This is a genomic window from Anabaena catenula FACHB-362 (assembly GCF_014698735.1).
Lineage (GTDB): Bacteria > Cyanobacteriota > Cyanobacteriia > Cyanobacteriales > Nostocaceae > Anabaena > Anabaena variabilis_A.
This window is the reverse complement of sequence record NZ_JACJTQ010000019.1, coordinates 107,150-118,782: the sequence shown is the minus strand read 5'-3', so window position 1 is coordinate 118,782 and position 11,633 is coordinate 107,150. Positions and strand designations below refer to the sequence as shown.

The window sequence follows — 11,633 nt, the reverse complement described above, 5'->3', positions numbered from 1 at the left end:
TTACAGCCAAATCCCAAGATAGTCACTCATAGCAGATGACTTAGCATGGAAGCATAAGTGAGTAATTGGTAGTAATTGTTAGTTTTTTAGCTACTGTTAATTAACCCTCATAATCCATTAGCACTTGCACCCAGCGTGGCGGACGGGGAATCGGATTTCCCAAACGATCTAACAACAACCATGAGGCCAGATGTACCACAAATAGGTAAATCAGGTTGTTGAAAGCAATCAATACTACTGCCCCTACTTGAATGACAAACACACTCGGAGTCGCCAATATTTCCAACTTCAGGAATATCCACTCAATAATTTCTGTCATTTGGGTAATCACATAAACCCACAAATCTTCACCTGATAACACTGACAGCAACCACAACCGAAAAAATACCCCTACAACGCTTAAAAGCATACCTAAAGTGATAGAAACAATCCAAGGTACACGACGATGCCACGTTGCCCCCAACAGCACCCCCATCAATCCAAAGGGCATTACAAACAAAATACTGCGAACAGGCCCCATTAGCACCGCTAACAGTAAGCCAGAGGTGAGAGCAGCCATCCAAGCTGCACGTTTACCCCAGCGCAGGTAAACTAGAGCGATCGGTACTGGAAAAAAGATCCGCAAAACAGGGCCCAAGGGAAAATAAACATTAATAAACCATATCAAACTAGCAGTACTGGCGAAAAACGCAGTTTCCACCATCCTCAAGGGAGCATCAACCTTGAGTAAGGGTTGGGTTAACGGCTCTTGTTGATCTAACCGATGACTAGGAAGTGAAGATTCCGGTGATGTATTTTCATCAGGTTCATCGGGTACAGAATCTAAAATACTCATACTGAATAAGGTGTTAAATTATCATTTTTTCTAAAGCTGACAAATCGGGAATACACATAACATCTTGATTCCTTACAATCAAGCCTTTTTTTTCCAGCCTTGTCAGTACACGTGTTACTGTTTCCCGTGCCAGTCCGCTCAAACTACTTAATTCACGGTGAGGTAAATTAGGAATTTCTGTGCCTGTCTGCCCTCTTTTCCCCTGTCCTTCTGCCAAAAATAGCAAAGTATCTGCCACCCGCGATTGACTATCCGATTCCCGCAAACGTAATCGCCGATTTACTTGCCGTAACCGTCGTGCCATCAGTTGCGCCAATCTAAGCCCTGCCAAAGGTTCTGTGTTCAGTAACTTGACAAAATCTTGAGCAGGCATACTGCCAATCATCGTTGGAGTTAGAGTAATTACATCAGTAGAACGCGGAACTTCATCTAGTGCCGCCATTTCCCCAAATAATTCTCCTTGGCCAATAATATTTAGTGTTACTTCTTTCCCTTCTAAATTGTATGTGCGGATTTTTACCCATCCATCGACGACAAAATACACAGAACCGCCCCAGTCATTTTCTAGCAGGATTACTTGATTGGCTGGGTGAGTACGAGTAACAAGATGGGTGAGGGCTTTTTCTACAATAGATTCAGGCAACCCTTGAAAAAAAGGTGCTGAGGTTATCCACGTATGAGCGGTTATCTGCAAGCTATATCGATCTTCCATTAGAACATATTTATTAAAGCTGCTATCAATACAACAAGCAAGATCGCTGTTTAAAAAATAAGCTATCAAATAACAGCCGCTTTTAAAGAGGAAACTAAACTATGTTACACAAGAAAACAACAATCTAGTTTTTTCTCACCAATCTTCATCTTATCCATAAATTTCAGTGATCGGTGATTACTTACCTCTAGTGCAGCATGACACAAATAACTATTAATCCTCACGATGCAGTTGCATCTCCCAGTAATTCATCACATAATTGCCGTCAGAAGTCAGAGCAATAACTTTTGCCACTGAGAACTTCGGTAATTGTGAATCCCATAAAAATCAAAGTACATTTCTACATAAGGTAATTTAACGTGACTTCCCGTGCAGATGAAATTCACAAACTGATCGCAGACATTGACAACTTACTTGCCCACAGTGGCAACCGTTTGTCGAAGCTACTGTCTGGTCAAGGACCTGAAGACAGAGAAGTTTTACACCGAGTTCGTGATTTTCTTGTGAAACTCACCGAAACGGAGGTATCTGAAGACAGCACTCCCAAGCAGTCTACTGCACAACCACTATCATCTTTGTTGGCGCGATTTGTGGAGCAGGAGAATAATCAACCAGCATCACATTCTTATCAAACCCAACAGGAACCGAGCAATGTTGTCGCTGGACAATTAAAAGATGAACTTTTGGTTTTGTTTGAACCCTTACAAGCAGAATTGTCAGGACTGTTGCAAGACAGAGCGACTCTTGTGCAGGAAATTAGGCAGCTAGAACAAAAGCGACTACAAAATTACTCCTTAACGCAGCAGTTAGCAAATCAAGAGCAGATAATTGCAGAATTTTTACAAGTACTAATAAGCCGCTTAATACCCAGTCTAACACCACATTTGAAACAAACCATTTCAAATCCTCCCAGTTCTGTCACAGACGACCAGAACCAGAATCTAGAATTAGTAAACTCTGCAATGCCATCGGGTTTAGAATCAGCAGAGGGGATAGACAGGTTAGCTAGTCTGGCGAGAGAATTGGATCAACGCTTGTTGTCACTAGATGGGACTGTCAACGTTGTCTTTGGCTCACTAGAGCGTAACATCAACACCTATCATCAGTCCCTATCCCAAGCATTGGCGAGAATGCACAGCCAAGGGATGCAAGGTGAACAGTTGATGGTCAACTTTCTCAATAATTTGACTCAGTATTTACAACAGCAATCCCTAGATACCCAGCCTCTATTTTCTGGGGTAAATACTGAATTAGAGGTACAACCAGTTTCGACTAGTTCTGAAGTGATAAGTCCACCTTTGCCATTAATCCAGCTAGAAGATGACTCTTCACTTCATCCTGCTTCTGCAATAGAAGATGCTGTGACTGTGGAAAATGTGGATGCAGTACTGTCATATCTTGTCAGCGATGAGTTTCTCGCTTCAAACCTTGCTGTTACCACCTCAGAGGAATTACAGTCAGAGGGTGTTGAAGAGACTCTAGAGGCGGCACTGCTAGAAATTACCACAGATGATTCTGCCGCTCTTCCCACCTCAGAGGAATTACAGTCAGAGGGTGTTGAGGAGGCTCTAGAGGCAGCACTGCTAGAAATTACCACAGATGATTCTGCCGCTCTTCCCACCTCAGAGGAATTACAGTCAGAGGGTGTTGAGGAGAATTTAGAGGCAATACTGGCAGAAATTGCGACAGATGATTCTTTCTCTCATGATTCTGTCGCTCTTCCCACACCAGAGCAATTACAATCACAGACTCCTAATGCAGTAGACCAACTTTATGCAAGTTTGTTTGGTAGTGAAAATTCTACTGTCTCCAAAGAGTCGATTGCTCTACCGATGATCACACCTGAATTATCGGTTACAGAAATAACCCCATCTCCAACTATTTCAGAGCAAGAAGAAGATGATTTGCTGGTGTTCCCAGATCATGGGGTTGAGCAACAAGAGGCAAATATTTTAGAGCAGAGCCAAAATCCCGTCACGGAAAGCTCCAATGCTCTGATAGAGTCTACAGAGCCATCATCTGATTTATGGGAAGGCTTGTTGTTAACAGAGGATACACAGCCAGAAGTAGAAGTTACTATAGAAGATACTGCCCCCACACTACTCGACTCTCTGCCAGATCCTACTGATACAATTACAGTTCTCACGGATTTATTGGTTGATGCCAGCAGTGACCAACAACTTTTAGAAATATTATCCTTTGATGATAATTTAGAAATCGCAGCGGCAGAAACTCTCATAGTGTCCTCACCAAGAGAGGTGCAAACAGAAGCGCAGGATTTACTTGTATCTACTTACATTGCTGCTTCACCACAGGAAAATTTACTGTCTCTAGAAAATAACGAGGCACAAATTGTACCGGACATTGTTCTAGACGAAGAGCAGTTGCAGCAATTGAATCGAGATTTGGCTAACTTTGATTGGCAGTTAAATTCTGGCTCAGAATCTCTTAATAACTCGGAAAGTTTTCAGAATTCCCTAGACACAGTTGAGACGATAACTGAAACTTCTAGGAGCCAACCATTAGAAAATATACCAACGGGTGCTGTTGCTGATTTGGATGTTCCTCAATTGGACATTGGGGTAGATTTGAATCAGACAACTGAAAAAAAAAAGGAAGCCACAATTTTTTTCCAGGACGCTTCTTTGCCTACCAGTAACAATTTGATTGCTACTTCTGAAGCAACAGTTACAAGTCTGGATTCAATTTGGTATTTAGGAATTGATTTGGGTACAACGGGGATTTCAGCGGCGCTATTGAATCGTTCCAGATCGATTGTTTATCCTGTTTATTGGTCAGCACAAACCCAACTAGGCGAAACTGCTTTTGAGCAATCATTTCGCTTACCCGCAGAAGTTTATCTACCTACGGCTTCCATACCTCACGCAGAAACTATTGAGCAGACTACACCAGCAGCTGTCGCTAAGGATAAAGTCTCTGACAATCTGACTCAAAATTCTCCGCTACATGGATCACCAGAAGAACCAAAGCACCATCTTTATTCAACGCATTTAAAGCCCTATTTACACGTAGCTATCCCCTACAAGAATACCCAGCAAAAATGGGAACCTGTGTTGCAGTTAAATGAATTTTCAGCCGGACCATTGATTTGGGTGGTGCGATCGCTCTCTAAACTACTATTAACTCTCAAATCTGATCAAAGCAGTACTACTCCCGCTCTCATTGCTCATGCTGTGGGGATAGATACACAAACTTTCTCTCACATCATCAATAACCTAGCCGGTGTTGTTTGTACTTGTCCCTCTAATTGGTTAGAACAATATCGCTTCAATGTGCGGGAAGCTATCCTCACTAGTAAACTAGTCTCCCATGCCCAACAAGTATTTTTTGTTGAGGAAGCGATCGCTAGTTTGCTACCAGAACTTGATAGCGCTGATTCTCAACCAGTCCAATTGAGTGAAAATCAGGGTTTGCGTCCTTTAAAAACTAGCGAATATCCTATGCAGGGTAACACCTTAGCACTGAATATTGGCGCAACCTCTACAGAAATGGCACTGGTTGATTTACCAAGTGATTTAAGTCAATTAACATACAGAGATTTCATGCTCCACAGTTTTGCCTATGCTGGTAAGGGCATTGAGCAGGATATTATCTGTCAGTTACTGCTACCACCAAAATCTCGTCAACCCCGTCAGCAAGCCCAAGCTAATAGCAACACAGCTAGCAGTAATTCTACTCAAAGGCATTGGCAACCCTCTATTCCTGGTTTAGATCAGATGCACTTGTCTAGTTTGGGGTTGGAAGCATTAGAACTACCACGAGTTGGGGAACCGGATATTGCTGCCCGCATTCGCTTCCAGCAGCGGTTAGAAAGTTCTCTGTTAGGACAAGGACTGTTAGAAGCTGCTACCGCCCTGAAACTGATTTTGCAACACCAAGAATCTTTTACCCTAGAATTAGCTGACGGGTTGTGGGTATTGCAGCGACGAGACTTGGAGAGCCAAGTATTTGTGCCTTATGTACGTCGTCTCAACCGCGAACTTAATAAGTTATTAGTAGCTCGTGGTATCCCTACAGAAGCTGTTAATCAAGCGATTCTCTCCGGTGGAGTTGCTTCTGTGGGTACAGTCAACCGTTGGTTAAGACAAAAACTCCCTAACGCCAAGATTATTCAGGATTTATATCTGGGTGAAAACGGCGCTCCTAATAGTAGTCGGGTTGCCTATGGTCTGGCTATGTTGCCTCTGTATCACCAGGTTTTAGAAATACCTAGGCAACAGTACACTGATTATTTCCTGTTTACTGAATTGCTGAAGCTTTTACCTGATATCTCCCCTGGTGTTCACGGTAGCGTGCCGGAGACATCAACTATACGTTCCCTATCTTTTGGTGAAGTTCTCCAATTATTTGAAAGTCGTGGCATCAATACCCGCACTTGTCAACAGCGACTACTGGCTTTCTTAGAAGGTGAATTACCTCCAGGTTTGATACCTTCTATTCTGTCGGAAAGGCTACCTCACTCAGATGCTAGGGAAATGCCTTTAGATTCTATTTGGTTGACCAAAGGCTCCCAGGAAAATCTAGATTATCAAGCGATCGCAGCTGCACCACTTTTTGAAAAACAAGGAAATCTTACTTATCGACCGAATTCTCAACAACTTTTGTCTCTGCGTCGCTATCTCGATGCTATCAAAGCCAGTAGTTTGCAATCACTAGAAGAACCATATACAGTTAACTTTTCCTTCACCGTAAATCCTCAACATTAATTCTCCAAAAAAACATCCTCCAAAAGACATATGTAAAAGGATGTACCACGAGATTGAAAGAAACATTAACTGCACCGTATTAATAACGCCTACTTCTGAGTAAAAACATCTTCTACTCAAAAGTAGGCGTATATTTTTAATGTTGGTTTTATAGTATTTACCGATCACTTAATTGTCATGCACTGAGCATATAGCAGGAGGCAGGAGGCAGAGGGCAGGAGGCAGGAGGGAAAGCCTTATTATATCTAAGTTTCAAGGATTAATAATGTCCTAATTATCCTGGCTACAGCTATAAAACTCAGGCACAGAGCAACTTGTAATATCACTTCACTTAATTAAAGCTACAAATGAATCTCCCCATCCCCGCCATAACTTCTATATAAAAAACATCAAAACTTTAAAATACCTTGGCTTAATTAAAAGATTGTATAAAGTTATATGGTTTTACTTTTTATGGTACGAAAAATTACTTATGATGATCATGGATTAAATTGAAATGTGCTTTCGCCTGCAAAAGATGCAAAAGATAACCATAAATTGTGTCCCTGTTTACTCTTAGAAATAAAACCAAAAGTTATACTGTGGCTAATTTAAGTGTTCTCAACCATCTGACTGTGATTGATGTATTATCACAGTCCCTCCATCCATCAACTACTAGTACTACAAAAAGATTAATTGATATTGTCGGAGCAATTGTTGGTTTAATAATTACATCCTTGGTCATACTTCCCATAGCAATTGCCACCTTATTTAATGATCCAGGTCCCATATTATATTCCCAAATCCGCTGTGGATTGAACGGACGTACCTTTCGGATCTGGAAGTTCCGTTCTATGGTGGTTAATGCAGATAAACTCAAGTCTCTAGTCAAAAATCAAGCCCAAGGTCATATATTTAAATCTACTGATGATCCTCGCATTACTCCTTTGGGTAGGTTTTTGCGACGCAGTAGCTTAGATGAACTCCCTCAATTTTGGAATGTCTTAATGGGAGATATGAGCATAGTTGGCACTCGTCCACCCACTCCTGATGAAGTCATTCACTATGAACCACATCACTGGGATAGATTGCGAGTTAAACCAGGCATTACGGGAGAGTGGCAGACTCATGGTCGTTCCCAAATCAAGGACTTTGAAACTGTTGTCCGTATGGATTTAGATTATCAACGTAAGTGGTCTATCACTTATGACTTGATGCTAATGTTTAAAACTATCTGGGTAGTTTTAAATAGAAGTGGCGCTTATTAGAAAGTGACTCAGTTAAGTAAGTCAGCACAATAAAATCAAACTGTTGAGCAGAATAGGATATTAACCCTTGACACCGCTACCAGTATCTGTAGGGACAATAAACCTTTGTAAAAATAAAAATAATAGCAATACTGGGGTAATAGAAATTATTGACCCAGCAGCAACTAATCGCCAATCTAGAGAAAACGTCCCCGCCAGTTTAGCCACTCCCAAGGGTAAAGTATATAAACTCTCATCTTGGATGACAATTAAAGGCCACAAAAAGTCACTCCAAGCACCAATAAATACAAAAATAGCTAGGGTTATTAGTGCTGGGCGAATAGCTGGCAACATTATATGCCACCATAATCCTAATTCTGAACTACCATCTAAGCGGGCAGCTTCTTCTAGTTCTTTAGGTACGCTCATAAAAGCTTGTCGCAATAAAAAAATCCCGAAAGCAGATGCCAAACTCGGAAAAATTATTCCTAAATAACTATTTCTCAACCCTAACTGCACTGTCAAAATATAGAGGGGAATCATCACGATTTGAAAGGGAATCATAATCGTCGAAACGATAGCGATGAAAATTCCGTCTCGTCCCACAAATGATAATCTGGCTAAGGGATAAGCTGCTAAAGCACAAAATAGTAGATTTAATCCCACAGTCAGTATAGCCACCAAGGTACTGTTATATAGGTACTGCCCAAACGGTAAGGATTCCCACACACGAGAGAAGTTGTCTAATGTGGGTTGAGTGGGTAATAATTGCGGCGGTGATTGTAAGATGTTTTCTGTGGGCGATTTTAAGGCTGTGCTAATTAGCCATAGCAGAGGAAAAAGGGTAACAATTGCGATCGCACCTAGTATTCCATAAATTAATAACGTTTGCAGGCGTGAATTTTTTAAGTTCAGCATTTTAATTTTTAATTTTTAATTTTTAATTGTTCAACTCCTCATCAACCCATTTTCCGTCACCACTGCTTGTAAAGGCTTATCCCAACTATCTACTGGGAGTTGAGGTAAATAGGCAAAATCGAAAACTATCCCCATAGTTGGTTTTTTAGCCCACTCAGGAGAACTCAAAAATCGGTCATAATATCCCCCACCATAACCCAAGCGGTATCCTTGGGCATCACAACCTACACAGGGAACAAGTATTAAATCCACTTCCTCAATATCAATTATTCGCGCTTCTGGGTGTGGTTCACGAATACCATAAGCACCTGTATGAATAATGTCCTCAGGTTGCCAAAAATGCCAAACTAGGGATTTACCAACACAACGGGGAAAACTCCAGCGTTTTTCTGAGTTAGTAAATAGTAAACTCAGGTCAGGTTCTTGACGAAAGCTGAAAAAAGCGAGAATGGTAGTAGATTGAGTAAATAATCGAGAGTTTTGTAAATTAGAGGAAATGCGATCGCTCTTTTCTTTCCACTCTGATAATGTCATTGATTGACGTGTTTTGAGCAGAGTGCGTCGGAGTTCGGTCTTCTTTAGCGGGGAATTAATTTTTGGCAAGGTCTAATTTTGATTGTGCTGTTTTTCTTTTATTTTAGACAAGCTACAACCTTCTGCGGTTCATCAAATTAAGTAATTTTTGGAGGTGATGCAGTATTCAAAAAGGCGGGTAGACCCCGCCCTACACAGATAAGGCAACCTCACCTGGCTTTCAAACCTTAATTCTTTCTTGGGAACTTATAGTTAGGCTGCTAAATTAACCAGCGTTTTGACGATACCAATCAATTGTATTTTTTAGCCCTTGTTCAAAGCTGACTTGAGCAGAAAATCCAAAGGCTTGCTTCGCTTTTTCGGTATCCAAACAACGCCGGGGTTGTCCATTCGGCTTGTCAGTTTCCCAAACAATCTCACCTTCATACTCCATCAATTCTGCAATTAAAGTAATCAAATCTTTGATGGATATTTCATAACCAGTTCCCAAATTAACTGGTTCCGAATCATTATAGGATGTTGTACCCATGACAATACCCCGTGCGGCATCGGTAGAATACAAAAACTCACGGGTAGGAGAACCATCACCCCAAACAGGAAGTTGCTTATCTCCCTTAATTTGAGCTTCATGAACTTTGCGAATTAACGCTGGAATTACATGAGAACTGCTGGGGTTAAAATTATCTTCAGGCCCGTATAAATTTACAGGCAACAAGTAAATACCATTAAAGCCGTACTGCTGGCGGTAAGATTGCAATTGGACTAAAAGAGCTTTCTTAGCGACTCCATAGGGAGCATTTGTTTCTTCTGGATAGCCATTCCACAAATCTTCTTCCTTAAATGGGACTGGAGTAAATTTGGGATAAGCGCAGATAGTACCAACACAGACGAATTTTTCTAAACCCACTTGATAGGCAGCATGAATTAACTGGGTTCCCATCATCAAGTTATCGTAGAATAACTCGGCGGGTTTTTCGCGGTTCAGTCCAATACCGCCTACATGAGCCGCTAAGTGAATCACAATATCTTGCTGGTCAACAGCACGTCGGCAATTTTCCCAAACTCGCAAATCACAATCATGCGATCGCGGTACTGTAATCTTGTCACGGTCTGCCCCGGCCTGACACAGCTGATCTATCACCTGACGACCTAGAAACCCCGACCCACCAGTAACCAGAATTCGTTTGTTTTTTAGTTCTAAGGCAGTCATAGTTTTATCCTTGGCAAGAAGTTTGAATCAAAAGTGGAGAGTGCCTAGTTCCTGACGAATAGTAGCAATATCACGGGGGTGTTGTGAACCATTGCTATTGGGGGATGTGCAACCCAAAGCTTGTAAGTCACCTTCTACCATGAGGGAGACAAGTTCTGGAAAAGTTACTGAAGTTTTCCAGCCTAACTTTTGCTGCGCTTTCGTGGGGTCACCAATTAACAAATCTACTTCGGCGGGACGCAGATAACGCTCGTCAAACTCCACATAATCTTCCCATTTGAGATTTACATAACCAAATGCCAATTCCAAAAACTCTCGTACTGAGTGAGTTTCTCCAGTAGCAATCACGTAATCATCTGGCTGGTCTTGCTGCAACATCAACCACATTGCTTGTACGTAATCTTTGGCATAACCCCAGTCTCGTTTGGCATCTAAATTGCCCATATAAATACTTTTCTGTTTACCGGCAAAGATGCGAGCGACTGCTCTGGTGATTTTCCGGGTAACAAAGGTTTCACCCCGACGTGGTGATTCATGATTAAACAGAATGCCATTACAGGCAAACAAGTTGTAAGATTCACGATAGTTCACTGTTTGCCAGTGAGCATAAACTTTAGCACAAGCATAGGGACTGCGAGGATAAAAGGGTGTTGTCTCGCTTTGTGGTACAGCTTGGACTAAACCATACATTTCTGAAGACCCTGCTTGGTAGAAACGCACTTGAATTCCGGTGCGCTGCTGGTAGTCCCGAATGGCTTCTAACAAACGTAGAGTTCCCATTCCTACTGCATCTACTGTATATTCTGGTGAATCAAAGCTGACTCTAACATGAGATTGCGCGCCCAAGTTATAAATTTCTGTAGGCTTGACTTCTTCTAAAATTCGGCGCAACGTAGTACCGTCTGTCAAGTCCCCATAGTGAAGCAACAACTTTACGTCTTCTTTATGAGGATCTTCGTAAATATGATCAATACGGTCTGTGTTAAAGGTAGAAGTCCGGCGAATAATACCGTGAACTTCATAACCTTGTTCTAGTAAAAACTCACTGAGATAGGAACCATCTTGACCCGTGATACCAGTAATCAACGCTCGCTTTTGTTGCGTCATGCTCAATTATTCCTTTTTGTTGTAGATCTTATTGAAGATAGGAAAGGTTACAGTCCATCTGAGATAAATTAGCAGCTAATGGCTAAAATTGTCTAACAATAAACCTAAAAGTCTAGTTGCTATTTTAATCTAAATGTAAATTATTTTACTTAAAAAGCAGTACTTTAACAAGCCAGATAATCCAGATAATATTTATGTAAATTAAAATTGTGAGTATAATTTTATAATTGTACAAATCTTTGTCAAAAGTTCATTAATTCTTGGTTTGTGTGAAGCCTGTGCAAATAATAGAATTATTATTGCCGCCAAGCTTTACTAGTGATCTAGTTGAGGCTACTGATTGGTAACGGGGTAAAAACGGAAA

At 41.3% G+C, this 11,633-nt stretch carries 8 protein-coding genes; 2 read left to right on the top strand and 6 right to left on the bottom strand.

Annotated elements, in window-relative coordinates; genetic code table 11:
• Positions 1–100 precede the first annotated feature (100 nt).
• Positions 101–835 carry a DUF2232 domain-containing protein gene (locus H6G68_RS14160; RefSeq protein WP_190907215.1) on the bottom strand — a complete coding sequence of 245 codons (735 nt, stop codon included), beginning with the start codon at positions 833–835 and terminating at the stop codon, positions 101–103.
• A gap of 13 nt (positions 836–848) precedes the next feature.
• Positions 849–1,547: a Crp/Fnr family transcriptional regulator gene (locus tag H6G68_RS14155; protein WP_190907214.1), complete on the bottom strand. Its 699-nt coding sequence runs from the start codon at positions 1,545–1,547 to the stop codon at positions 849–851.
• Positions 1,548–1,906: 359 nt separating this feature from the next.
• Here H6G68_RS14155 and H6G68_RS14150 point away from each other — a divergent pair, with 359 nt between their 5' ends.
• Positions 1,907–6,274 (top strand): hypothetical protein, encoded by a 4,368-nt coding sequence (locus H6G68_RS14150; RefSeq protein WP_190907213.1) that lies wholly within the window; start codon positions 1,907–1,909, stop codon positions 6,272–6,274.
• A gap of 581 nt (positions 6,275–6,855) precedes the next feature.
• Positions 6,856–7,521, top strand: a complete 666-nt coding sequence (locus tag H6G68_RS14145) for a sugar transferase (RefSeq protein ID WP_422596097.1) — start codon at positions 6,856–6,858, stop codon at positions 7,519–7,521.
• A 60-nt stretch (positions 7,522–7,581) separates the two neighbouring features.
• Here H6G68_RS14145 and H6G68_RS14140 read toward each other — a convergent pair whose 3' ends face one another.
• The 4 genes from H6G68_RS14140 to gmd form a co-directional block, all read right to left on the bottom strand.
• Positions 7,582–8,418 carry a carbohydrate ABC transporter permease gene (locus tag H6G68_RS14140; protein WP_127053564.1) on the bottom strand — a complete coding sequence of 279 codons (837 nt, stop codon included), beginning with the start codon at positions 8,416–8,418 and terminating at the stop codon, positions 7,582–7,584.
• A 30-nt stretch (positions 8,419–8,448) separates the two neighbouring features.
• Positions 8,449–9,021, bottom strand: a complete 573-nt coding sequence (locus tag H6G68_RS14135; protein ID WP_190907211.1) for a 5-formyltetrahydrofolate cyclo-ligase — start codon at positions 9,019–9,021, stop codon at positions 8,449–8,451.
• Between the two features lie 196 nt (positions 9,022–9,217).
• Positions 9,218–10,162, bottom strand: a complete 945-nt coding sequence (locus H6G68_RS14130) for a GDP-L-fucose synthase family protein (RefSeq protein ID WP_190907210.1) — start codon at positions 10,160–10,162, stop codon at positions 9,218–9,220.
• A gap of 27 nt (positions 10,163–10,189) precedes the next feature.
• Positions 10,190–11,269, bottom strand: coding sequence for a GDP-mannose 4,6-dehydratase (gmd, locus tag H6G68_RS14125; protein ID WP_190907209.1), 1,080 nt, complete (start codon positions 11,267–11,269; stop codon positions 10,190–10,192).
• Positions 11,270–11,633 lie beyond the last annotated feature (364 nt).

Excerpts from the sequence above, each read along its gene's own strand:
- H6G68_RS14160 (WP_190907215.1), bottom strand. The coding sequence starts at position 835 with ATGAGTATTTTAGATTCTGTACCCGATGAACCTGATGAAAATACATCA.
- H6G68_RS14155 (WP_190907214.1), bottom strand. The coding sequence starts at position 1,547 with ATGGAAGATCGATATAGCTTGCAGATAACCGCTCATACGTGGATAACC.
- H6G68_RS14140 (WP_127053564.1), bottom strand. The coding sequence starts at position 8,418 with ATGCTGAACTTAAAAAATTCACGCCTGCAAACGTTATTAATTTATGGA.
- H6G68_RS14130 (WP_190907210.1), bottom strand. The coding sequence starts at position 10,162 with ATGACTGCCTTAGAACTAAAAAACAAACGAATTCTGGTTACTGGTGGG.
- gmd (WP_190907209.1), bottom strand. The coding sequence starts at position 11,269 with ATGACGCAACAAAAGCGAGCGTTGATTACTGGTATCACGGGTCAAGAT.